The sequence below is a fragment of the Pseudanabaena sp. UWO311 genome (genome assembly GCF_006937785.1).
GTDB lineage: Bacteria > Cyanobacteriota > Cyanobacteriia > Pseudanabaenales > Pseudanabaenaceae > Pseudanabaena.
Window position 1 is genome coordinate 1 of record NZ_SJEE01000012.1, and the last position, 23,490, is coordinate 23,490.

The following is a 23,490-nucleotide window of genomic DNA, read 5'->3' on the forward strand; positions in this document are numbered from 1 at the left end:
CAGCGCTCTGTGCTGAAATAAGGTGATTTCTCATTTAAAATTTACCCCACCCTAACCCTCCCCTTGCAAAGGGGAGGAAACGATATCTCTAGTTTTCCCCCTTTGCAAGGGGGAATTAAAGGGGGTAAAGCCCGACTGATGTCTAGGCGCTGGGAGATTCTTCACAAGAAATGACGTTAAGCTACTTTCCTAAATTATCCATTTATCCAAACATTTACCTATGCAAGGATCGATCGCTCCAGTTACTGACCCTACGCAAGATGATGCAATTCATGCTCATGGAGCCGAAGCAGGGCATTACGAACATCCCGATTTACGAGTTTTTGGCTTAATTGTCTTCCTTATTTCTGAAGGAATGCTATTTTTTGGCTTATTCGCCGCCTATTTAACCTTTCGTTCTGTGGCAACATCTTGGCCGCCAGAAGGCACGCCTGAACTCGAATTACTACTACCAGGGATCAATACAATTATTCTGGTATCTAGTAGCTTTGTGATTCACCAAGCCGATCATGCGATCAAAGAGAATAAGGTCAAGGCAGCTCAGCTATGGTTTCTTGCCACCTTCATCATGGGTGCGATATTCATTGCTGGACAAATCTATGAATACCAACATCTAGAGTTTGGGCTGACCACTAACCTGTTTGCCAGTACTTTTTATGTGTTAACAGGGTTTCACGGCTTGCACGTAATTATCGGCTTGTCATTGATTGCTACAGTGTTAGTGAGATCGCTCAAAGCGGGACATTACAGCAACACCAGTCACTTCGGCATCGAGGCAGCCTCTGTATATTGGCACTTTGTCGATATCGTCTGGATTGTCTTGTTTTTATTGCTCTATATTCTTTAGGCATAAAATGAAAAAAGAGAGGCGACGCAATGCGTCGCCTCTCTTTTTATAGAAAATGGGTTGGCATCGCAATCCATTTTTTTGTTTTTATTTTTCAATCTTGAAAGATTTAATAAAGCGATCGACATCGGCAGCCGCAATTTTATCAGCAGCACCTAATGCAAATACTTGATACAAACGATTTCCTGCAAGACAAAATCTACCCTTCATCGATACATCAGTAGTCTGAACTTTGCCACTAGCTTCAAAGTCACGGCAAGGAACATCTCCAAGCATGTATTCCTTCTCAGACTTAATAACTCCCTTAAGATTTGCCACTGACCCTTTAACCGAATCTCCTAGCCCTTTTTGGACATCAGCAGGATTGGCGATTTTGTTAGGAAAGTCAGCATAGCCAACGAAATATCCTGAGTCACTGGCTTCAGAGATCACCATATTTAGCTTGATTGTCCCCACATTAGTCTTCTGCTCTTGAGATTGCTCCTGTGGCTTGCTGGGTACTTGCACCGTAAATTTCCCAGCCGACGATTTGTAATCTTGCCAACCATTAGAACTTTGAGGCTTGTCACCAGTTTTAACTTCGGGAGTTTTACCATCTTTTGGTTTTTCTGTAGGCTTCTCAGATGCTGTAGCTGTAGGTGTTGCAGCTTTGGTGGGAGTTGCATTATCTGCTACAGGAGTAGACGTAGTGCAAGCACTGACTGCAAATAAGACGAAGCCAGCGGCAAGGGAAATATACTTTTTCATGTGCGATTAAGATACGACCTTCGATTGGGAAACAAGCTTGAAGCTCGTTAGATACTATATCGTGCCTTGCAAGCGCATTAATAAAACTTAGAATTATGTATTCCCTTCCAAAGGTAAGGAATACATAATTCTAATCATCATCTGTTTCTAAATTTTGATGCTCGCTACGACGTGACTCACGTCGATAGCGTTTCTTTAGCAATCTAGGTTCCTGCTGCTGTTTCCCATCACTGGTATCTTTCACCTTGACTGAGGCATCTGCATTAGCAGTATTTTTTAGCTTTTGTTGATAAACGTTCGCCTCTTCTAAATAGGCTATGTAATGCTCATAACGCTCCCAATCACCTCGTACCACACAATTTGGCTCGTCGCGGCGATGTAAACAATCATTGAACTGACAACTTTCTCCTGAAGCTAATCTTTGTCTTGCTTCAGGAAAACAATCTGTTAATTCCTGAGGTGTAACGGTCAGGTTAGGTTGCATAAAACCTGGGGTATCAGCAAGATAACCTCCCGCTGGCAATGCAAATAGCTCCACATGGCGGGTAGTATGTTTTCCATGCCCCAAACGTTGAGAAACTTCACCAACACGAACTTGTAAATTGGGAATTAATAAATTAATGAGGCTAGATTTACCGACTCCTGACTGCCCTGCGACGACGGTTACGCCCGTTTGTAAATGTTGAGCTAGCTCGTCAATACCTTCACGAGTATAAGTACTAATTGCGATCGGTGGATATCCCCAAGATTTTAGTCGATCGCACCATGATTGCCATATTTGCTCACTAACTAAATCGCGCTTATTTAAGCACAACAAAACATCAACCCCAGTACTTTCAGCTTTGACTAAAAAGCGGCTTAGTTGATGCGGATCGAGAGTTGGTTCAGATAGGGCAAAAACTAATAAAATGCGATCAACATTAGCCACAGTCGGGCGATCAAGCAAGTTACGGCGCGGTTCTACTTCTGAGATGGCTCCGCGTCCGCCTTGCCAGTCTGGCTCCTCAATGGTGATGCGATCGCCTACACAGATCTGTTGACCAATTTTTTTGAGTCGGGCGCGGCGGGTACAGAGTAGCTCATGGACAAGTTGACTAAATTTTTGACCCGATTCATCAAGCAACTCTAGACTGAAAGCTTGATCTAAGATCACGCGATAATAGTTGGCCTGTACAGCCAAGACTGTCCCTGTTATCGCCAGCATGTAGTTGCTTGCATCATGCTTTTTGGACTGTCAAAGCAAAAAAGCGATCGCGCTCTTCGATGCCTTTTACCTGATGACCATCAGAAATAAGGCTATTAGGAACTTGCTCAATTGGCTCACCACTATCTAGTAGTACTTCCAGCAATTGCCCAGTTTCCAGTTTCTCTAGATGCAATTTTGCTCGAACAAAACTAAGTGGACAGGGAACGCCGCGTAAATCGATGGATTTAGTAGCCTGAATGCACATATATTTTTGTCGTAAGCTTCAAAAGAATATTATATAAATAAACTTGAAAAAGCCTTGCTTTGCAAGGCTTTTTCAAGTTTATAGTTTATTTTTGGTTCCCAAATATACCGCCTAAGATGTCACCAATACCACCTTTAGCCGCGCTGCCAAGTTGCTTCTCTTTGAGCTTCTCAAGCACTTCGCGCTCTTCATTCCCGATTTTGGTCGGAATATCGATCTTGATTCTGATTAAATGATCACCGCGAGCGACAGGATTACCTAACTTGGGAACACCCAAACCTTCTAGGGTCAAGACCGTATCAGATTGTGTACCTGCGGGAATCGTGAGGGGTTTCTTGCCATCAACAGTATTAATTGCAATTTTGTCACCCAGAATTGCCTGCAAATAGCTAATCTTGATTTCTGATAAAACGTTGATGCCTTCACGTTCAAACTCATTGTCTGCTTGAACAAACAAGTAAACATAAAGATCACCTGAGGGGCCACCGCGCTGTCCCGCATCTCCTTCGCTAGATACCCGCAGTCTTGTACCACTATCGACACCTGCGGGAATCGTGATTTTCAACTTCTTGGTAACTTGGTTTAGCCCTAAGCCATTACAGCTTTCACACTTATCCTCAATAGTTTGACCAGTGCCGTTACAAGTCGGACAGGTGGAAACTTGAGTAAAGCTACCAAAGGGAGTACGTGTAGCACGGCGAACTTGACCAGTGCCGCTGCAAGTGCCACAAGTACGAGGGCGAGTGCCTGGTTTTGCTCCACTACCTGCACAAGTTCCACAAGTTTCGAGATGAGAGATTTTGATTTGCTTCTCACCGCCAAACACTGCTTCTCGGAATTCTAGTTTTAGATCAAAGCGTAAATCTTCACCACGAGTCGGGCCACTGCGACGGCGAGCTTGCTGCTGCTGTCCTGTGTTAGAGAATCCGCTAAAGAAGCTCTCAAAGATATCGGCGAATCCGCCCATGTCGCCCATGTCAGGTGAGCCACCGCCACCGCTTGAGACTCCGGCTTCTCCAAATCGATCATACCGCGCACGAGTTTCTGGTTCCGAGAGAACCTCATAGGCACGGTTGATTTCTTTAAATCGTTCATCTGCCCCCGCTTCTTTGTTGACATCGGGGTGATATTTTCGAGCTAAACGTCGATATGCTCGTTTGATTTCCTCTTTGTCAGTACTGCGATCGACTCCAAGGATTTCGTAATAATCACGCGCCATAGGGGGTTTCTCTGTCGCCTAAAGGATTCATAGACAATTATTCTAATTTAACGTAGCACTGATCGTTGGTTTGTGGATACTCATAAGTAGTACGTTTTACCGCACATCTTTAGCTAATAGTTATTAGCCATTAGCTATTGGCTATTGAATTCCTTCCTAAGATTTTAGTTGTACAGCCTAAAAGCCAACAGCTAGAAGCTAAAAGCCAAAAACTATGGTCTAGTCTTTACACTTACATTTCCTTGATTTACCAAGGTTTGACAGGCGAGACGAAAATTATTTGGTTTGTTTTTAAGCTTTTTTTCTTCAAATTCTGTCTTGGGGGAGAGGTTCTCAAGACCATCGACAATCTCAACTACGCAGGTGGCGCATTGTCCATAACCATTACAGTTGGTGAGCTTCGCAACAAATTTATAGATGTCGATGTTGTTTTCGAGAGCTTTTATGCGAAGGTTAACGCCATCCATAGCGATCGCTTCTTTTCCTTCATTCACAAACGTAATGTTCGCCATAGCTGAGTGTTAATTATTTGTTAATTTTTATTACACACTTATTATCTTACTTAAATGCATAAAGTCCATAATTTTTTTAAAAGCTTTGCTATGCAAGGCTTTTAAAAAAATTATGGACTTTATCAGGGAGTAAATCACTGTAAAATAACTTTTATGGCTATAAATCCTTCACGTTCAGATATCGAAGCGCTTTCTCATGATTTGCTTAAGTTAGTTGATAATCTTGACGCAACCGAGCATGGAGAGCTAATTTACAATGCTTTAAAAGCAATCACCCAACTTAGTCAGACCGAGTCAGAGCGTCTAGATTGGAAAATCTTGACAGGTTCTTTGCAGGATATGCAAAAAGCGATCGCTATGTTTTATCCTCATCGCTTTAATCGTAAAGTGAGTATCTTTGGCTCAGCGCGTACTTCAGCAAATGCACCTGAATATCGCCAAGCCTTTGAGTTTTCTGAAAAAATCACAAAACAAGGGTTCATGGTGATTACTGGGGCTGGGGGCGGCATCATGGCTGCAGGAAATGAAGGCGCAGGAAATAATTCTTTCGGCTTAAATATCAGCTTGCCTTTTGAGCAATCGAGTAATGGATTTGTATCTGAGGCTTCGCGTTTAGTTAGGTTTCGTTATTTCTTTACGCGCAAACTTTATTTTATAAAAGAGAGTGACGCGATCGCGCTTTTTCCTGGAGGTTTCGGTACTCAGGATGAGTTTTTTGAATGTTTAACGCTCTGTCAGACAGGAAGAACATCGCCGCGCCCGATCGTCTTAATCGACAAGCTGGGTGGAGATTATTGGAATGACTGGGATGTATTTGTCCAGAATAATTTGCTCGAAAGAGGTTTGATTACCAAGGAAGACCGTAGTCTTTACAAAATTACCGATGATATCGATGAAGCTTGTCAATTTATTGCTTCTTTCTATAGTGTTTATCACTCTTGTCGATGGGTTGGGGATTTATTTGTAATTCGACTGCACATAGAAATTACTGACGAGCATCTTGATCGCCTAAATGATAATTTCAGCGATATTTTACTCGGTGGCAAAATCCAGCGTAGTTCGGCTCTACCGAAAGAAGCCAATGAGCCACATATTATCGACTTGCCTCGTTTAACTATGCACTTTAACCAGCATGGTTTTGGTCGCTTGTATGAGTTGATTTCAGCAATTAATGACACTTGTGATAGTGGCAATCCTCTAATTTGCCATCCCGAACAACGTTAAACAAGTAGGAAGGCTTAATTAAATGTAGGATGCGTTAGTGAAACGTAACGCATCAATTGGTTGTCAATGATGGGTTACGCCATCGCTAACCCATCCTACGTTTAATTCCAACAAGTTACTTATTAAAGAAGCTAGCTTTTTTAATAAAAAAAATGTATTTAAAAAATTTCGATCGCTCCTTTAGCCCTTTGCAATGGCAAATCATCTTAACAACAGCACAGATTGCTCGGGATCTTAATTTACGGGCTTTTGCTGTTGGGGGAATTGTTCGCGATGCCATTGTTTTAGAGAATCACCCCTCGCCGCCTTTGCATAAGGATCTGGACTTAGTTTTTGATGGGGCTGAAAAAGCAGGAATTAAAGTGGCGATCGCATTGCATGAACTTTTTCCCGCTTCAAAATTACAAATCCATGAAAAATTTCAGACAGCGGCACTGAGCTGGCAAGATGCCAATCACGCATTTGAAATGGACATGGCGACAGCGCGGCGCGAGATTTATGCCTATGCTGGAGCGAATCCACAAGTGATCGCGACAACTCTCGAAGATGATTTGTGGCGGCGCGATTTTACTGTCAATGCTTTAGCTATTGAGCTAGACCAGCAGTTGGGGATTAAAGGTCAAGTAATTGATCGCTTCAATGGGCTGGCAGATTTAGCCAATAAACAGGTACGCGCTATTCGGACAGGTAGCTTTGAGGAAGATCCTCGTCGGTTATTTCGAGCTGCTCGCTTTGCCGTGCGACTAGATTTTGAGATCGCCCCAGAAACCTATGCAGAAATCATGGCAACTACTTCAAGCGGAATCCATGATGCGATCGGTGGGGCGCGATTGCGATCGGAATTACTTTATACTCTTGCCGAACCTAGGGCTGGAGGGATGTTTACACTTTTGCAAAAATTAGGCGCATTGAGATGTATTCATCCAGCGTTAACACTGCCATCGGATTTATCTAATTCGTTTAAGCATCAATGGCGGCGATCGCAATATTGGCTAAAGTTACTCAATCAATTAGAAATCAAAACATATGCACCGCTGCAACTAGGCTTGGAATTATTGATATCCTATTTGCCCGCGCAGCTCGCTACTCAACTTGATTTAGGGTTAACACCCGAACAAAAAACAAGACAGCATAAATTAGCAGATTTAATAGTAAATTTGCCAAATTTAACAAATTTTGGTTTGAAAAAGTCAGATATTACTCAAGTTCTGCAAAAATCTGATAATCCAACATTGATCTTGGCGGGAATAAAATGTAAACCTGCTGATCGACGAATTGTTTGGCAATATCTCAGCCAATGGCAATTGGTCAAATCTCCATTAACAGGTGCAGATCTCACGCAGCTTGGATATACAAAAGGTAAGCAAATGGGCGCAATAATACAAAGCCTAAGATTTGCCATGATTGATCGTGAAATTTATACCAAAGAAGATGCGATCGCTTATCTTCAAGCCCAAAAGTAAAGGCGCGAAGCAACCTTTACTCTTAAACATTCTTAGGATTGCTATAAAATGTAATCAAAAGGTAATCAAAAGCTTTTAGCGCCAATCAGTACAAAAATTTAGGACAGGCACATCATGAGAGGCGGTATCCGCATCGGCAGCATTTCTGGCATTCCTCTATATATTGATTCATCATGGTTTTTCCCACTTGTCTTGCTAGCCATTTATTTCAGTGTTGCTACCTATGCGAGGTTATCGCCATCTTTTTCTCTAGGCTATGGAGCAATCACCGCGATCCTGTTCCTTTTGTCGATCTCCTTCAATAAAATTGCCCGTGCGGTTATTTCTAAGGCTCGCGGGGTCGAAATCAATTCGATTAATATTCAGTTTATGGGTGGGGCAAATACATTTGAACAAGAAGCTCAAGATCCTTTCTCTGTATTTAGTATTGCTATCTCAGGACCATTAGTAAACTTGTTTTTGAGTGTGATTGGATTTACGGTGGCTTGGCTAATTGCGGGGGATGTAATTTTTCCCATCAATCAAAAAACTATTGAGGCACTACCCAAAAGTATTGGCGATATTCGCACCATTTGGACAATGAATGCCCTGATTATAGCCCAGATCAATCTCATATTTGGTGTGTTTAGCCTCATACCCGCGCTACCCTTTGAAGGTGGTCATATTCTCAAAGCAGCGGTTTGGAAACTGACAGGCGATCGCTTTATTGGTATCAGATGGGCGGCGCGATCAGGGCAGTTTTGCGGGATTTTAACTATGATTTTGGGAGGCTTAGTCAGCTTCAGTGGTAGTCCTATTGGCGGTATTTTTCTGATCTTTATTGGATGGTTTCTATTTGGTAACGCAGGTGGCTATCTTTATCTCAACAATTTGCAACAAGCTCTACTTGATATTAATGCCGAAACGGCAATGACCAGAGATTTCCGCCTAGTTGATTCCGAGATCTCACTGCGAGAATTTGCTGATAAATTCTTATTGATGGAAGAGAAAGATGCAAATCCTATTTATATTGCTTCCTCAAATGGGCGAGATCGCGGCATCATCTCGGCTGGAGCAATCCGCAATATTGACAGTAGCGAATGGCAATCAAAATCTTTGCAATCTCTGATTAAACCATTTGACGAAATTGATACTGTTGATCTCAAAACGCGAATTTCCTCAGTTGTGAATCTCCTTGAACAGAAACAACTGCGTTATGTCATTGTGCGATCGCCCGTTGGTTCAGTAGCTGGAGTTATCGATCATGGAGATATCATCAAGGCTTTAGATTTCAAACTGCTTTGGCGCATTCCTTCTGAATATGTCAAGCAGATTAAAGCTGATGGAAAATTCCCTGCAAATTTCCGTTTAGTTGAAATTTGTGAACAGTTAGAGACATCAAAACAATAAAATGGTACGAATCACTTTGATATTCTTACCATTTTGGGAGATTTGCACCGTACTTTTTACGGTGCAAATCTCGGTGTCAAACTCAGTTATTTTAAAACCCAACAGAATTCATATCTTCTGAAAAATCTTCCAAAGTTACAAAATCAGACGAAGATTTTGAATTTGAACCACTGAGAGTAATGGTCTCCATATTGCCTAATATTCGCTCTATGGTTACTGCGCCAAGATCTGTTCTTATTTGAAGAGCATCTTTGTCAACATCTTTTTTGTTGTTAACAGTTTCTAATTTCGATTTAATCTTTTCTTCTTCATCCATTAGCTGTAAAAAATCATCCAGATTCTGCTTGGGAATCCTTGACCTAATAGACTCTATATCACCTTCTAATTTATTTAAATCAGTTTTGACAGAGTCATCATTCGACGAGAAATTACCAAACAAATCATCATCTGTATTTGTTGGCTTTGTTTGCTCACTTACTTGATGAATGGATAAACTCTCAGTCTCACGATAGCTATTCCCTGAATCTACATTCATAAATTCATCAAATAGAGAATCTGAAAAATCAGAATTTTCAGTTATATCATTAACTATCTGAGTTGATTGAGAACTTGGTAATGGCGGTTCTGGGAAGTCATCAAATAATGAATTGATAGTTAATATTTGCGAATTAGATTCTGAACCTAGATTAGTTATTACACCATCAGAATTATCTTGATCTTGATCATCTTCTGTAATAGCATTGTTTAGCTCTATATCTGGATCTTCATCAGTCATAGACTCAGGATTGCTTTCTGCCAAATCCAAAGTAAGCCCTTGATGTGTGACTTCTGGCTCATTCTGCTCTTGAGTATGTTCCGCTGGCTCTAAAAATATCTTAGTAACTAGGCGGATTTTAGCTTTTTGCCATTGTTGTCCTGGCTGTAATATCGATAGGTTAGTAATTACTTGATCACCATGCTGATCAGTTTTACTAGATTCGGCGATCGTATCAAGCAAACTTCGTAAGTTTGGGTTAGAAGCGACAGATGCAAATAAGAAGCTTGGTTGACTAATTACCTGAATTAATTCTGTGAGTGTAGTTAAACATCGCACAGTTCCGACTTGTTCATCGGTAAAGCGGACAATGATATCTTGATATTCTTGTAAGTTTTGCTGGATTTGAGACAACTTCTGCACGAGGATGACTCCTTTAGGATTGCTTACAAGATTCACATTTTGACCTTGTTCGATATTATTATCATTGACAATTCGTGGAGTTGCTACGGGCTGGTTAGGTTCGTCATTGTTACCAAAATCGATTTCATCCTGCCAAGCTAGGTACTGGTTATCAGAGCGATAGGTCAGAATTTTGACATGCTTGATTTGCTTGACCTGCAATACGACCATGCCTCGTTGAATAATTGTAACAACCGCTTTTTGGTTGGGTATCTGGGAAGCTTGTAAGGATATTATTAGACATTCTGCTTCAAGTTTAGCTTCGGCATGGATGCCTTTAGATGCTAGCGATCGATTGATCAAAGATGCGATCGCTCGGGGATCACCTTGCTTTGCCAAGTCCATAACGCTTAGTTGTGTCATACCCTATTCCCAATTATCTACAAATTTCTCTAGCAGCTATAGATGTCCCTCTCTATAGCGGTTACCCAACCATTGAAATACAAGACTGTATCTCAAGTGATTAAAAAGCACCACCACCCCATAGTAGGTGGGAGTCAATTTAAATGTAACTGACAATCTGGCAAAGTTACTGATTTAGAGATAAATTTTAGCGTAATACCATAAGTGCAAAATGGCTACGCCATTTTGTGTTTTTGCCCCCCCGACTGGGTTTATTTTTTAGAGCAGTGCTCGATCACATTCAACCAAAAGAATGGTCGCAGAGCAAAGTCCCGCAATAGGTTATACCAATTCACAAAAGTGTGTCAACACTTCTGTGAATTAAAAACCAAACCCTGTAAGGGTTTTAAAAGCACAAAATGGCGTAGCCATTTTGTGCTTTGGTATTATTCCTATTTGTGGCGGATTTGAAAGCAAATTGCTGTAATTTTCAAAAGTGTAGCCACACTTTTGAAAATTTACAACTAAGATGCTACATAAAAAAGGGGGCGCGAAGCGCCCCCTTTTTTATTGAAATTTGTAGAATACTGTTTATCAGCTACTCTGCAATCAAAATTTTAAGCAATTAATCTTCGTAAAGACGACATTCAGCTGCCTCAGGATTATCGTCACAATAAACTTCGAGGGAGTTTTTACCCTTTGACTGCTTTTGGTGTGACGACTCAGCTTGTAGCTCTTCAACTGCATCCCATGCAGCCGCACATTCCTTAGAGCCAGTACCGCTGACTTCGCAGGTTTCTCTGGCTTGTTTTAGTTCTTCTTGGATTTTCTCTGTAATATTGCTCATGTATTTCTTTAAACTATCTATAACTTAGATATTAACAGACTGAGGCTAGCTAGCCATCATGCATCAGGAGTAGGAAACTGGTGGTAAGGGTTTAGCTAAGTCCTAGAGCCGATGGCAGCATTCCTGCAAGAATAATAAAGCCGATCCAGACGTTTTGACCGAAGGCTTTTTGATATAAATCGCTGGGAATTTCAGTTTGATTCAGTCTGTTACATTGCCATATCCATATTACTGCTGCCGTCAAGCAAGCAAAGTAGTGTGCGTAACCAAGTTGTATCTCCCAACCTAACCAAATCAAGCATCCAAGGGCGATCGCTAAAAATACGGCGATCGCAAATGTTACATATCTTCCAAAAAAGAGCGCACTTGAGTTAACCCCAACCTTGAGATCATCAGTGCGATCGCTCATGGCATAAATTGTGTCAAAACCCATTGTCCAAGCGATCACGGCTGCCCATAACTCCCAAGCATGGCGATCCAGTCCGCCAGTAACTGCACTCCAAGGGATCAGTACGGCAAACCCCCATGCGATCGACAGTACTAATTGTGGCATTGGAAAAAAACGCTTGCAAGCAGGATATATAGCGATTACAGGTACGGCTGCAAAGCACAGCCCAAAGCTTAGAGGACTGAGGTAGGTCGATAGTAAAAATGCGCATAGACCCGCAACCAATAAAACTGCAATTCCCACTTGAATCGATAAAGAGCGATCAGCTAATGGGCGGTTTTTGGTGCGATCGACTTGTGGATCAATATCACGATCCCAAAGATCGTTAATCACGCAACCTGCGGCACTAGTTGCCAAGCTCCCAAGGATCACCACACCCAATAAATCAAGAGGTGGCAATTGATTTTGGGTTTTGGCGGCTGCAACTGTTGCCCACAGAGCAGGCAACATCAAAATTAGTCTTCCTGCGGGTTTGTGCCAACGTAGGAGACGCACAATTTTTTTTAATGTTGATTCTTTATTGGCGATGCTCGTAGTCATAGTGAATGCGTGTCAGGTCTTTGGAGTAACTATATCAAATCCAACCTAAGAATAGGCAAAGTTGCTGATTACAAAGGTTTTCAGGGTTGTTACAGTAAGTTCTGGGCAACGAGTATCTCTGCACTTTCAAATTGCAAAAGAATGAGGTTTTGAGATGCGTTTAATTAAATCTATTTTCCAAAAAACTGTGGCGACTTTGCTACTAGGTCTGTCTTTGGCGATTTGTGCTGAGTTAAACGGGGACAAAGCGATCGCTGAGAATTTAAAGACTGGACTGACCGATGAGCTAGCCAATGACAAAACCTGTGATGGCACTGGGGGGATTCTTGCCTATGCAGAAACTAAAGACTATTCTCTTTACATTTGTGCTGATACCAAAGATATTTCTCAACCTCGTTACTATCGGAGTGTAAACAGAAATGGCACTAAGGGTGTAAAGCTCACAGCAAAGACATACAACCCTAATCAAGGAAATTATTTCGAGTTTCATAATGGTGATTATGTATATATGCTACAAATCCCATCTGAAACCATTAAAAATCCTGTGCTAGCAGTTGAGTTTCCCGATGGCTCAGGATACGAGCAGAAGATCACGCGCTTTTTAATGAACGGGGAGGCGCGATCGCCGATATCCAATAAATAATAAAAAGCAGCGCGAAGCGCTGCTTTTTATTTTATGTTAGTATCTATAGCCTGTCGGGGAATTAGCTCAGTTGGTAGAGTGCTGCGATCGCACCGCAGAGGTCAGGGGTTCGAGCCTCCTATTCTCCATTTTTTATAAATTAAGCTGTCTATCAAGCGTAATCCCTGATTGCGCTAGCTGTCGCGCTTGGGGGCTTCCTCTTAAAATATTATTTCCACCTGAACTGATCCAATAAAACCGCTTCTTTTGCTGTTTGTTTAATTCGGGAGCATCGGTCACTAAAAAGTCTTTTAACCACCTAAATTTTTTTAAAACTGTTGTAACTTCGGACGTTTCAGCGCTATGCACTTCAATAAAATATTTTGTTCCGTCATAACCAATTACATAATCCCAACGTGAAGCATTAGGATAAATCCCCCTAACAGCAGCGTCAATATCAACACTACCTTCACACTTTTTTGTGTCAGATGGTCTGACTTTGTTACTATAATTTCCTAACGCTTGCAATCCATTTCTATAAGCATCTTTGAGTAAATGTGTTGCAGAAATTGCTTCTTTAAAATTCATTTTTAAAAAACTTAAAGTGTGTCTTGAATTGCCTGAGAAACAACTTCAGATGCTCTACTACTAAAGCTAGTTAAACCACCCCAATCGGCTGTTGATAAATCTTCATCAAATGGATCTAATGATGAAATATCACGCACCTCAACACCATCTTCTTTTTGGTCGAAATAATAGGTAGAAAATTTCTTGTTTTTGAGAATATTTTCAAAAAGTTCAGTAATAGGTGGTGATGGTTTTAAATCAAAGAGTTGATAGAGATACTTAACATCAGAATTATTATTTTGTAAGTTGCGAATCGCCCAAATCGCTTCCAAAAGAACAGGTGAATGGGTAGAAATAAGTAAACGATAGCCTCGGTGTAATAGTTCTAAACACATCAAAATAACTGACAAAATTGCACGGGGATGCAAACCCATTTCTGGTTCTTCAATAACTACCCAATTAATATCTGATTTCTTTGAAGCTTTTGATAAGGGCATTAGCCAATAAAGCCCTAAAAGTAAAGGCATAAATTCTCTTTGTCCAGCAGACCAAGCCATAAAGGGTAGCAAATTACCTTTCATATTAATTTGGATACGTTTACGCATCCCAGTTGTATTTAATTCAACTTGAGCGCCATGAAAGATACTGGCATCAAGGGCATCGCGTAACTCTTGTTTAAGTCGTCCTTTTTGCGGAAAAATTGCACTACCCTTACTACCTAGTCCCTGCTGCATCAGTAATCGTAAATTTTCACTAAAATTACGAACTACATAAGGATCTCCGACATCAAAATTAGTAAATGATCTGGGCCATCCATTTTCAAGTGTCAAAACTCTTTGAGCAGGAACAAAAAACAGTTGCTCTTTCTTTCGAGTTGTTTCTCTAAATAGTATTTGTGCCTTTTTTCGCCTTAATATATCTTCTAAATTAATATTTTGTTCATTTAAAAAGACTTGTGTATTATCTCCCCATAAATTACGCATACCCTCCCCAAAATAAATCTCTATGAGGTTAGCTGAATCTTCTTTAAATTGATAACCATTTTTACTGAGAATATTTAGGATGTTTTCGCTATCAAGTAATAACTTGATTAACTGCAATAAAATACTTTTCCCAGTCGCTTGGGGTCCAATAAAAAGTGTTAGATCACCAAAACTTATATCGGCATTGTTAATTTGACCTAGATTTGCGACCTTAAGATGTTTCATAAATTCATATTCATAAAATCTATAGTCTAAAAGACAGACAATGCATCAATCAGAGACTTGTTCTGTTCGTCAGTACCAACAGTAATCCGTAGCTTGTCGGCTAGTCCTGATTGATTGAAATAGCGGACTAAAATGCCAGATTCTTTGAGTTTTAAATAAATCTCTTCAGCATTGCCTTTTGGTGGAGTAGCAAGCACAAAATTTCCGTGTGACTCTAGTACGTTATAGCCAAGATTTTTTAGATCTAAAGTAAGTCTAGTCCGTGAGGTTTTGACTTTTTCAGCATTCGTATTTTTGTATTCTTGATCGCGCATGGCGGCAGTGCCAACTGCGATCGCAACGGCATCGATGTTGTAGCTATCTTTAACTTTAAATAGCCCCGATAAAAGCTGAGGATTCGCAATCCCAAAACCTAAGCGTAATCCTGCTAATGAGTAACCCTTTGACAAAGTGCGTAACACAATCACATTGTCAAACTCTTGCACCAATGGCAAAGCCGAGTATTCCGCAAAATCGACATAGGCTTCATCGATCGCTAAAACACCAGAAACTTGTTGTGCCAATTTGCGTAAATCATCTAGAGGTACGATATGTCCCGATGGACTATTGGGTGAAGCAATAAAGGTCACTGCACCATTTGCTTTTACAAGTTCATCAATCGGCAATTCAAAATTTTCACCATAGGACACTTCTACTATTTCCGCAGGCTGCATCGCTGACAAAGTGCGATAAAGCACATAGGTCGGCATGGGATAGACAACTTTGCGATCGCGTCCTTCCGCACAAGCCCGAATCAAAATATTTAAAACATCATCACTACCATTGCCGACAATTACCCAATCTTTAGGTACACCTAGTACATCACTTACGGTTTGACAAAATTCATGAGCAAAGGGATCTGGATAGCGCCGCAGTGAATCACCATCAATATTTTGTAAAGCAGCGATCGCCATTGGCGAAGGCGGATAGGCATTCTCGTTGGTATTTAGCTTGATGACTTTGATACCAGACTTTGGCTGCTCACCTGGAACATAACCAGTCATAGCATCAACTGCGGGGCGGAAATAGCTCATGGGGTGAAGTAAAAAGTAAAAAGTAAAAATTTAGGTCAGGCTTTTTATTGTATCGCGATCGCCATAGTGCTTATACTGCTTTGCGACTAATAACAATGTAAAGGGACGCTTCGCGTCTCTGTTATATTAGGTTTTATCTCGAAATACAGGCAAAACTTCATTACAAAAAGCCTCAGTTGCCTTGGAGCGATAACGATTAGGATTACGAATTTGCAATAGCATCCGCTTGATCACCACTCCATCAATACGGACTTGCTGCAAAGCCCCCATTTGCAATTCTTTTTCGATCGCTGTTATCGACAAAAATGCTGCCCCCAATCCCGCCTGCACTGCATTTTTGATCGCCTCAATCGAATTTAGCTCCATTGAGATCGCCAACTGACGCGGATCAACGCCACTATCAAGAAGTACGCGATCGATTGCTTTACGGATCGTTGATTGTGAATCAAGAGTAATAAATTGCAATTTGTACAACTCCTCAATCGGTAAAGCTCCCACCTGAGCTAGGGGATGGGACGTTGGTAGAATTAGCGCTAGTTCATCTTCGGCATAGGGTGTAATCTCTAAAGAGTCCAGTAAATCCGCAGGAATTTCTCCACCAATAATCGCTAAGTCTACCTGTCCATTAGCAACACTCCATGCAGTTCGCCTTGTAGAATGAACATGGAGTTGAACTGAGACTTCAGGATATTTCTTGCGAAATAAGCCGATCATTTGGGGCATTAGGTAGGTTCCTGTCGTTTGACTAGCACCTATAATTAGAGTCCCACCATTTAAATTTTGCAAATCATCAATAGCGCGACAAGTTTCTTGGCAAAGGCTTAAAATGCGATCGCCATAGGAAAGTAATAACTGCCCTGCCTCGGTCAACTGTGCTCTTCTGCCTCCGCGATCGAACAAAGGAACATCTAGTTGTCGCTCTAGATGTTGGACTTGCAAACTAACAGCGGGTTGAGACACATATAGACTATCGGCGGCGCGTTTAAAGCTACCTTCAGCAGCGATCGCCTTAAGAATGCGTAATTGGTCTAGGGTGAACGGTATGTCGATCATAGAAGCAGCGTGAGAAAATATGAGTCGGGAGGTTATTCAAGATTTTTTGAATTTAGCAGGAGTTGTGGGGGTTTCCCTCACAAACCGCCGTATGCGTCCTTATTTCTACGGACTGGATGCCGTATTAGATAGGACAAAGCAAGCATTAGGTCAGGGAGTACTGCAAGTTATTGAGCATGTACCAGAAGGGTTTGAATCTTTTGAGTTTTGCTTTGCAGGTCATGCTGTTTATATTTATAAGTTGACACATGGATTAGTACTACTAGTACTTACCGATAGCGACCTGAAGCTGATTGACTACAGTCGGGGTATTACCAAAATCAAGCATCTGCTCGAAACTGATACATACAACACAGTCGCACACTTTAAGCTCTTATTAGGCCCGACAACTCAGCCTTCCTTGCCAAGTTCCAATTGGAATGCAAGTATGCCCAATGCCAATGCTCAAGCAAGGGTTCAAAATGAAGCAGCTAAACAGAGATTGATTAATCCTATTGCTGACCCAACTCCAGATACTCTCTCTGCCACCACATCTGCTGGTGCAAACGAAAGAAGTCGCACTGAGAGACAATCAAACTCCTCGAATATGAGAGCAAGTTCGACGGCAAGTAATGCAAACATAAGAGCTAGTGCAACTGCAAATAATGCAAATGTACAGACTCAGTCAAACATAAATAAGCCTCCTACATCTGCCATATCTTCTATGCCAGCACCTACGGCTAAGGCTGTAGCTACCAATAACTCTACACAAATTACTGATAGTCCTACTAAGCTAGTATCAGCGAAAAATGACCCGCAAGAGGATAAGTTAGATGAACTTGTAATAGCTTTAAATAAACTAAGCCACTTTACGACCCAATATCTGGGGAAGGTCGTAGTCACAAACTATTGGAAATCTAGTCGCCCCGCTTTATCTTGGTTAGATGAGTTTGAGATCGATCGCAATGGGCAAATATCACATCCAAAACAAGCGACCCTCTGCTGCGATCCAGCACAAATTCAGCAAATTCAATCATGGGTGGCTGCTTATATAAAACGTTGTAAACAAGTAATACGTAATTTCGATCAAATGCTAGAAAAAGACTGTCTTGATAGTCGTCAAAAACAAATATTACTCTCAAGTTCGAGCATTAAATAACTTGTGTAATTCAAAAAACTAAACTATTGTGATGGGCTTTGCCCGCCACAATAGTTTAGTTTTTTATTTAAGTTGATATCTTATACCAAAACACAAAGTGGCGCAGCCATTTTGTGTTTTTAAAACCCTTACAGGGTTTGGCTTTTAATTAACAGAAGTGTTGTCACACTTTTGTTAATTGGTATTAATCAAGATACAACGTGAAGCATTTCATTTTTTTAGAGTAGGCAATTTGGCGGGAAATACCCTATGCACATACCTTAAATGAGCTAAACTAATCTTTAATATTAAGGGGAACAATTGTAGAGGCAAGCTAATAATGGCTAAGCGTGTAAGAATTGAGCCTATCGCCCAAGTAGCAGATATTGCAACAAATGGTGCATTACTGTCTGGCTTAATGGGAGACGAACTAAGTATTTTAAAAGAATGCGGTGGTCGCGGCATGTGTGCGACCTGTCACGTTTATATTCAAGACGGTATGTCTTCGCTTAGCCCAATGGGTAAACGAGAGCAGCGCACTTTAGAAGTTATTACTACGTGCAAACCCAACTCTAGACTTGCTTGTCAAGCCAAAGTGATGGGTGAGGGAATTGTAGTTGAACTGCCAGTCGGTATGTATGTTCAATCAATTCAAGACATCGAAGCTTTAATAGGAAGACGTTGTGAAAAACCATTGCTCAGCCCGATTACTGGTCAGACATTAGTCGAAGTTGGTCAATTAATTACGAGATCGGTTGTTCGTCAACTAGAAAACACCAATTTCAGTGTGGGAGAACAATTAGCAAATACGAAAAGAGTCGATATTTTTGAGTAAAAATAATCAGATTAATATCTGAGTCAAAATCAGTTTTTTATCGACATATTCTGCTTACTATCATTTTCTTATTCTCAAGACTAGCTTTGTATTAAATAATTTTTTGGATAGGAGTATTTACTTATGACTGTTGCTGTAGATCGTCCAAATAGCGCAATTAGAGCGAAAAGAAAAAACAATCACTATAGTCTGCAAGATTTTTTGCAGCCCGATCTTGAAAAAGGCATCATCGAAGACTGGAACGGCTCAAGAAATATTCTTACCAGTGAAGATTTCATTATTGGGCTACAAGAAGGATTAGAAGATGAAGTTGGAGAAGCTTCGGCTGCCGTCATGTATTCGATTGGATGTGAATGGGGGCAGCAAGATGCATTATTTTTCACAAAATGGTTTGAACGCGATTTTGGTCGCAGTATCCGTCAGACTAATCTACCTTTCTTGCTAGAAACTTGGTGGTGGCCATTTACCTCACAGGGTTGGGGGCGTTGGCAGGTAGATATGAGCGATCGCAAACAAGGATTTATGTTTATTAGTGTTTTTGACTCTGCTGTAGCTCGTAGCCTTGGCGATGTTGGCAAACCAGTTTGCCACTTATATGCAGGCTTGTTCTCAGGATTCTTTACGCATCTAGTGAATAAAGAGCTGGAATGTATTGAAATTCAGTGCTATTCAATGGGTGAAAACTATTGTAAATTCTTGCTCGGTGGCAAAAATCGCATTGATGCAGCTTCGTTCTGGCTCAATGAAGGAGCGACGACTCGTGACATCGAAGGTCGTTTGCGAAACGGAGATTTTCTAAAATGAGCAGCTCAGACTGGCGTTTACAGCCATTACGCAATTTTTGGCAAAGTGTAAATTGGGAAAATCGCGCGATCACTCCAATGACAAGCAACAACGGCAAAAGTGCTCAGACGTTAAGCTTGTTAATGTCGGTAAGTCAATATTTTCGGGCAATTTCTTGGACAGGAATTCCTGAGATTGCCGCTACCACACCAGAGCCGAAGCTGAGTAGTAACTCTATTGACGCAAGTAATGAAACTCTTGAAGACTTCCTTGACGATATTTCCCAATTCTTCTAAGCCTATTAGGGCAAGCACTCTAGACCCTTCTTACTAAACCAATTAACTCTCTTGACACTAGAACTATGATGCCGAAGATTCAGGAACTAATTAACCAAGCGCAAGATCGCTATCTTGTAACCGATGAACTGGGACTAATGGAAAGTTACATTAGTTCTTTGCCTGATCGCCTAAAGCTTTATAAACTAATTCGCGATCGTGAAATTGATATTTTGCAGGCAGTAGCTAACCAAGTCCCTACAGAACTGCCCAACGTAACTGACGAAGAGTTAGAATCTGGGATTAAAAATTTAATCCTTGTTTTGCGCTATAGCTCTATGGCAATGTTGCTGAATGATGAAAATTTTTTAAAGCAAAGATTGCTAAATTGGTTAGAAGGGATTATGTCCATGCGCGATATGCGCCGCCTCAATGAAACCCTCTACAAATTGCTTAATCAAGAACTAAAAAAACAATTTAGTTCTACTCATCTTTTGCTAATCCAGCCTTTGATTACCGCCGCCCAAGTCACGCTAATCTACTAGAGACAAACCGTTATGATTTCTGTCGCTGATCTCATCAAGGAAAATCGCGTCCCTTCTAACTTCTTTGACTACAACTCTTATGTCAAAGGTGATTTAGAAATTGGACTACTAGAAAATCGACGAGGCGATCGCCTTATTGCAGTTCCTGACACATTAATATCGTCACTTTATGTAGGTTTAGCCAAGGAAACAGGTCAAGCCTCGAAACTAGTTTTATTTAACTGCGGCAAGTGGTGGGGGAAAAACTTTTATACGCGCTTTACTGAATCTCTTGAGGAATATTACACACAATCTCTTGCTGAAATGGATATGATCACATTCCTTCAGAGCTTGAAGGAATGTTGGTTGACCCATGGCTGGGGTAAGTTTGAATTTGATCCTCAATACCAAGCTCAAGGACTTATTTTAGTTAAAACTTATAATTCTCCCTATGCTCGGGTGATCGCGGGCAACACATTGCCAACTGCATATTTAGAGGCAGGTATTCTTACGTCTTTTTTCACGAGACTAACAGGTCGTGAATTATTGGCAGTACAGACAAGCTGCGAATCTCTAGGTGCTAGTCATAATATTTATATCATCGGGTTACCTGAAAGGCTGCAAATTGTTGATTCATTTCTTGCTGAAGGTTTACCACACGAGACAATTTTGCAACGAGTGCTTAAATAAAAAAGAGACTCGCTTTGCGAGTCTCTTTTTTATTTCTTAGTATTTGTTTTTGCGCTTTCTTGATTAGCTTTGACTAGTTGCTGCTGTGATTTCCACGCGCCCCTTAAATGTCCAAAGTTGGTCTTAAACTCTTCAGCTCCCCACCAGCTACCTACGCGCCCCTCATCCCAAGATGCAGAAATAGCTCCATAGCTGAGACCTACAACTCCTATGCCTAGAAATAACATACTCAATAAAACAACTGCTGAAGTTGGCAAATCGACTATATGTTTGCTTACAAGAAAATAGCTAACAATAAATGTTGTTAACCCCAAGCCTGTAGGAATACCACAAAACAAAGCTGCACGTCGTACAATACGCCTATTGACTTCTTCAGGTATACCTAGAGATTCACTACGCTTCGTATTTGAGTTGGTACTGATAGTACTTTTCTGAGCATTTTTTGTGGCATTTACAGGAGCAGAAGGTGTCTTCTTAGATTCCTTAGACTCTTTTGTTTTTTTACTGCGATTATTTGGCTCGAAGGGAATACGTTCTGTCGTTGGTTTACTCACTTTTACTCCTTACTTTGGCTATAAAACCTCAAAACATGTAGCTCCCGCGTAGCGGGTGGTACATGTTTTATCTTTGGTTTTTTAATTATGCCGAGGTACTTATGATGTGAAGCGATCGCATCTATGCTTTTAATCCTAGCCTCTTACGCCGAGACTTTGGATCAGCTGTTTGTAATGAGCGCGATCTTGGTTGCGAACGTAGGCAAGTAAGCGCTTACGTTGTCCAATGATTTTCAACAAACTACGACGAGATGAAAAATCTTTAGGGTGTAACTTCAGATGAGTAGTCAACTGGGTGACACGCTCGGTTAATAATGCAACTTGAACATCTGAAGAGCCAGTGTCTGTGGGGTGCTTTTGATATTCGGAAAAGATTTCGAGCTTGCGTTCTTGCAACAGTGCCATGATAAAAACTTTAAACGTGTTTTGAGGTGTACGTGACATAAACTCGACACTAAATGCGAAATTCAATGAATTTAGGCGTTACGGTGCGAGCTTCCCAACCTCACGATTGGGCATTCCTAGTTACTCCCATTTTTGGGATTTTGCCACTTATCCAGAGAAATATGTTTACTTATCTCTTGGACAGTTCGACTGCATAGGCGGTTTCCGTTTCTCAGTAGTCTCTGAGTACATTTGTATGGCGATCGCCATATTTTCTGAAGGCGTTAGCTTTTAGAAAAACTAGTTTAACATGTTGACCGCATATTTTTGTATACAAAAGGATAAGTTTTGAAAGCGTTGCGAGGCAACGCTTTCAAAACTTATCTTGGTTTGGGTTTGAGCGTAAAGTGCTGTAATAAATAAGTTGATGCAAAGCATCAGCTTATTTTATTAATGGGCTGAGCCATTGCCATGATATTTATCGGTGTCGTAGAAACCATTACGAGTGCCAAAAAACAAACAGCTAACGGTAAACACAATGGTCATGATCGGCAGAATTACTTTGAGATCGAGCATGTTTTAAGATGTTTGGATAAAGTGACACAGGTATATATTAAACCCAAAAAATATTAAGAAGGTAACCTGTATTGGCTTTCTTAATGTTTATAGCAATTTACCCCAATTCGCCAAGTGTACTTGGAAAACAAGCCAAAGAGAGAGTTGCGGCGCTTTGCGCCGCAACTCTCTCTTTGGCTTGTGACTACTAGAACTAGTTATTACTACCGTCTGTGTTATCTGCGCTATCACTACTGGTGGTAGGGCGATAACTTTGTTCAAAGGCGTAACGCACAATCTGTGAACGATTTTCCAGATTCAGCTTAGTCATAATGCTGCTGAGATGAGTTTGAACAGTCCTCGGACTGATCTGCAACCGTTTGCCAATTTCTTTGTTAGTAAAGCCTTGGACAACTTGCCAGAAAACCCTCTCCTCTGAAGGAGTAAGCGTAGTGCGAGAAACAGGAGCCGTGGGCTGCTGAAATAGTCGCATATGCTCAGTAGTAGGACGATGGGGTTCTCGTTTATGTGGCGAAAAGAAATCTATATCAGTTTTGCCAATGGTCATGCGATCGCCACTTTTTAACAAAATGGGGAAAGTAATCCGCTGTCCACGCATAAAGGAACCATTGCGGCTACCAAAATCGACAAGGTAGAAGCTGCCAGACTCATTGTTATTGTTGCGATTTTTGAGATCTCCCTTTATAGAAGACTCAAAGCCTTCATTTTTTGACGCTCCCACGATTTGTAATGTGGCGTGGTAGCGTGAGACCCATTTATCTGTCAATACAATTGAATTGTCATAGCCTCTACCAATTGTCCAGAAATCTGCGTTTATAAGTGGAATCATCTGCTGCCCCTCATCTGCATGAACGATCAGGTAGGGGTGTGGGTGTAGAAGTGTCACTGAACTATTAGACAACTTTGTTGTGTGCATCTCAATCAATTGCCAATATAACTTATTTATATATTGTGAGACGAGTTTAATAAATTTTGAGTTCCTTT

At 41.0% G+C, this 23,490-nt stretch carries 27 protein-coding genes and 1 tRNA gene; 12 read left to right on the plus strand and 16 right to left on the minus strand.

The annotated features are described in order from the left end of the window. Window positions 1-220 precede the first annotated feature (220 nt). The gene (locus PseudUWO311_RS10850) at window positions 221-847 is read left to right on the plus strand and encodes a heme-copper oxidase subunit III (RefSeq protein WP_142655268.1); all 627 of its coding nucleotides are present in this window, start codon (window positions 221-223) and stop codon (window positions 845-847) included. Between the two features lie 87 nt (window positions 848-934). On the opposite strand, the gene PseudUWO311_RS10855 is transcribed toward PseudUWO311_RS10850, so the two are convergent. The 5 genes from PseudUWO311_RS10855 to PseudUWO311_RS10875 form a co-directional block, all read right to left on the minus strand. After that, window positions 935-1,594: a hypothetical protein gene (locus PseudUWO311_RS10855; RefSeq protein ID WP_142655269.1), complete on the minus strand. Its 660-nt coding sequence runs from the start codon at window positions 1,592-1,594 to the stop codon at window positions 935-937. A gap of 130 nt (window positions 1,595-1,724) precedes the next feature. After that, window positions 1,725-2,798: a small ribosomal subunit biogenesis GTPase RsgA gene (gene rsgA / locus PseudUWO311_RS10860; protein ID WP_142655270.1), complete on the minus strand. Its 1,074-nt coding sequence runs from the start codon at window positions 2,796-2,798 to the stop codon at window positions 1,725-1,727. 13 nt (window positions 2,799-2,811) lie between these two features. After that, on the minus strand, window positions 2,812-3,045 hold the full coding sequence (locus tag PseudUWO311_RS10865; RefSeq protein ID WP_142655271.1) for a sulfurtransferase TusA family protein: 234 nt from the start codon (window positions 3,043-3,045) through the stop codon (window positions 2,812-2,814). A gap of 85 nt (window positions 3,046-3,130) precedes the next feature. Further along, window positions 3,131-4,264 carry a molecular chaperone DnaJ gene (dnaJ, locus tag PseudUWO311_RS10870; RefSeq protein ID WP_103666835.1) on the minus strand — a complete coding sequence of 378 codons (1,134 nt, stop codon included), beginning with the start codon at window positions 4,262-4,264 and terminating at the stop codon, window positions 3,131-3,133. A 212-nt stretch (window positions 4,265-4,476) separates the two neighbouring features. Then, window positions 4,477-4,776, minus strand: coding sequence for a 2Fe-2S iron-sulfur cluster-binding protein (locus PseudUWO311_RS10875; RefSeq protein WP_142655272.1), 300 nt, complete (start codon window positions 4,774-4,776; stop codon window positions 4,477-4,479). 153 nt (window positions 4,777-4,929) lie between these two features. Here PseudUWO311_RS10875 and PseudUWO311_RS10880 point away from each other — a divergent pair, with 153 nt between their 5' ends. The 3 genes from PseudUWO311_RS10880 (at window position 4,930) to PseudUWO311_RS10890 (ending at window position 8,852) form a co-directional block, all read left to right on the plus strand. After that, on the plus strand, window positions 4,930-6,000 hold the full coding sequence (locus PseudUWO311_RS10880; RefSeq protein ID WP_142655273.1) for an LOG family protein: 1,071 nt from the start codon (window positions 4,930-4,932) through the stop codon (window positions 5,998-6,000). A 152-nt stretch (window positions 6,001-6,152) separates the two neighbouring features. After that, window positions 6,153-7,463, plus strand: a complete 1,311-nt coding sequence (locus tag PseudUWO311_RS10885) for a CCA tRNA nucleotidyltransferase (protein ID WP_142655274.1) — start codon at window positions 6,153-6,155, stop codon at window positions 7,461-7,463. Window positions 7,464-7,577: 114 nt separating this feature from the next. After that, window positions 7,578-8,852, plus strand: coding sequence for a site-2 protease family protein (locus PseudUWO311_RS10890; RefSeq protein WP_142655275.1), 1,275 nt, complete (start codon window positions 7,578-7,580; stop codon window positions 8,850-8,852). Window positions 8,853-8,943: 91 nt separating this feature from the next. Here PseudUWO311_RS10890 and PseudUWO311_RS10895 read toward each other — a convergent pair whose 3' ends face one another. The 3 genes from PseudUWO311_RS10895 to PseudUWO311_RS10905 all read right to left on the minus strand — a co-directional run bounded on the left by PseudUWO311_RS10895 (window position 8,944) and on the right by PseudUWO311_RS10905 (window position 12,245). Further along, entirely contained in the window at window positions 8,944-10,431 is a 1,488-nt protein-coding gene (locus tag PseudUWO311_RS10895; protein ID WP_142655276.1) for a hypothetical protein, read from the minus strand. A 604-nt stretch (window positions 10,432-11,035) separates the two neighbouring features. Further along, the gene (locus PseudUWO311_RS10900; protein WP_103666841.1) at window positions 11,036-11,257 is read right to left on the minus strand and encodes a Calvin cycle protein CP12; all 222 of its coding nucleotides are present in this window, start codon (window positions 11,255-11,257) and stop codon (window positions 11,036-11,038) included. Between the two features lie 91 nt (window positions 11,258-11,348). After that, window positions 11,349-12,245: a 4-hydroxybenzoate solanesyltransferase gene (locus PseudUWO311_RS10905; protein ID WP_142655277.1), complete on the minus strand. Its 897-nt coding sequence runs from the start codon at window positions 12,243-12,245 to the stop codon at window positions 11,349-11,351. Between the two features lie 154 nt (window positions 12,246-12,399). On the opposite strand from PseudUWO311_RS10905, the gene PseudUWO311_RS10910 reads away from it, so the two are divergent. Beyond that, window positions 12,400-12,888 (plus strand): hypothetical protein, encoded by a 489-nt coding sequence (locus tag PseudUWO311_RS10910; RefSeq protein WP_142655278.1) that lies wholly within the window; start codon window positions 12,400-12,402, stop codon window positions 12,886-12,888. A 55-nt stretch (window positions 12,889-12,943) separates the two neighbouring features. Beyond that, window positions 12,944-13,016: transfer RNA gene (locus PseudUWO311_RS10915), tRNA-Ala, on the plus strand. A 4-nt stretch (window positions 13,017-13,020) separates the two neighbouring features. On the opposite strand, the gene PseudUWO311_RS10920 is transcribed toward PseudUWO311_RS10915, so the two are convergent. The 4 genes from PseudUWO311_RS10920 to PseudUWO311_RS10935 form a co-directional block, all read right to left on the minus strand. Then, complete coding sequence (locus PseudUWO311_RS10920; RefSeq protein ID WP_142655279.1) at window positions 13,021-13,455, minus strand: hypothetical protein; 435 nt, start codon at window positions 13,453-13,455, stop codon at window positions 13,021-13,023. An 11-nt stretch (window positions 13,456-13,466) separates the two neighbouring features. Beyond that, window positions 13,467-14,642, minus strand: coding sequence for an AAA family ATPase (locus tag PseudUWO311_RS10925; RefSeq protein ID WP_142655280.1), 1,176 nt, complete (start codon window positions 14,640-14,642; stop codon window positions 13,467-13,469). A gap of 26 nt (window positions 14,643-14,668) precedes the next feature. Beyond that, window positions 14,669-15,715: a histidinol-phosphate transaminase gene (hisC, locus tag PseudUWO311_RS10930; RefSeq protein ID WP_142655281.1), complete on the minus strand. Its 1,047-nt coding sequence runs from the start codon at window positions 15,713-15,715 to the stop codon at window positions 14,669-14,671. A gap of 126 nt (window positions 15,716-15,841) precedes the next feature. Beyond that, window positions 15,842-16,768 carry a LysR family transcriptional regulator gene (locus tag PseudUWO311_RS10935; protein ID WP_103666845.1) on the minus strand — a complete coding sequence of 309 codons (927 nt, stop codon included), beginning with the start codon at window positions 16,766-16,768 and terminating at the stop codon, window positions 15,842-15,844. 19 nt (window positions 16,769-16,787) lie between these two features. On the opposite strand from PseudUWO311_RS10935, the gene PseudUWO311_RS10940 reads away from it, so the two are divergent. The 6 genes from PseudUWO311_RS10940 (at window position 16,788) to PseudUWO311_RS10965 (ending at window position 20,992) form a co-directional block, all read left to right on the plus strand. Further along, window positions 16,788-17,906 carry a hypothetical protein gene (locus PseudUWO311_RS10940; RefSeq protein ID WP_142655282.1) on the plus strand — a complete coding sequence of 373 codons (1,119 nt, stop codon included), beginning with the start codon at window positions 16,788-16,790 and terminating at the stop codon, window positions 17,904-17,906. Between the two features lie 319 nt (window positions 17,907-18,225). Then, window positions 18,226-18,720: a 2Fe-2S iron-sulfur cluster-binding protein gene (locus PseudUWO311_RS10945; protein WP_103666847.1), complete on the plus strand. Its 495-nt coding sequence runs from the start codon at window positions 18,226-18,228 to the stop codon at window positions 18,718-18,720. Window positions 18,721-18,843: 123 nt separating this feature from the next. Further along, window positions 18,844-19,524 carry a V4R domain-containing protein gene (locus tag PseudUWO311_RS10950; protein ID WP_142655283.1) on the plus strand — a complete coding sequence of 227 codons (681 nt, stop codon included), beginning with the start codon at window positions 18,844-18,846 and terminating at the stop codon, window positions 19,522-19,524. Beyond that, complete coding sequence (locus PseudUWO311_RS10955) at window positions 19,521-19,799, plus strand: hypothetical protein (protein ID WP_142655284.1); 279 nt, start codon at window positions 19,521-19,523, stop codon at window positions 19,797-19,799. Before PseudUWO311_RS10950 ends, PseudUWO311_RS10955 begins: the two co-directional genes overlap by 4 nt. A 65-nt stretch (window positions 19,800-19,864) precedes the next feature. Further along, window positions 19,865-20,323 (plus strand): hypothetical protein, encoded by a 459-nt coding sequence (locus tag PseudUWO311_RS10960; protein ID WP_142655285.1) that lies wholly within the window; start codon window positions 19,865-19,867, stop codon window positions 20,321-20,323. 12 nt (window positions 20,324-20,335) lie between these two features. Further along, complete coding sequence (locus PseudUWO311_RS10965) at window positions 20,336-20,992, plus strand: V4R domain-containing protein (protein WP_142655286.1); 657 nt, start codon at window positions 20,336-20,338, stop codon at window positions 20,990-20,992. Between the two features lie 29 nt (window positions 20,993-21,021). On the opposite strand, the gene PseudUWO311_RS10970 is transcribed toward PseudUWO311_RS10965, so the two are convergent. The 4 genes from PseudUWO311_RS10970 to PseudUWO311_RS10980 all read right to left on the minus strand — a co-directional run bounded on the left by PseudUWO311_RS10970 (window position 21,022) and on the right by PseudUWO311_RS10980 (window position 23,422). Beyond that, window positions 21,022-21,546 carry a PAM68 family protein gene (locus tag PseudUWO311_RS10970; RefSeq protein WP_142655287.1) on the minus strand — a complete coding sequence of 175 codons (525 nt, stop codon included), beginning with the start codon at window positions 21,544-21,546 and terminating at the stop codon, window positions 21,022-21,024. Window positions 21,547-21,681: 135 nt separating this feature from the next. Beyond that, window positions 21,682-21,951, minus strand: a complete 270-nt coding sequence (gene rpsO, locus PseudUWO311_RS10975) for a 30S ribosomal protein S15 (protein ID WP_103666967.1) — start codon at window positions 21,949-21,951, stop codon at window positions 21,682-21,684. Window positions 21,952-22,380: 429 nt separating this feature from the next. Beyond that, a complete protein-coding gene (locus PseudUWO311_RS24605; RefSeq protein WP_263402932.1) occupies window positions 22,381-22,506 on the minus strand; it encodes a hypothetical protein in 126 nt (41 codons plus the stop codon). Window positions 22,507-22,699: 193 nt separating this feature from the next. Then, window positions 22,700-23,422, minus strand: coding sequence for a LuxR C-terminal-related transcriptional regulator (locus PseudUWO311_RS10980; protein ID WP_142655288.1), 723 nt, complete (start codon window positions 23,420-23,422; stop codon window positions 22,700-22,702). Window positions 23,423-23,490: the final 68 nt, after the last annotated feature.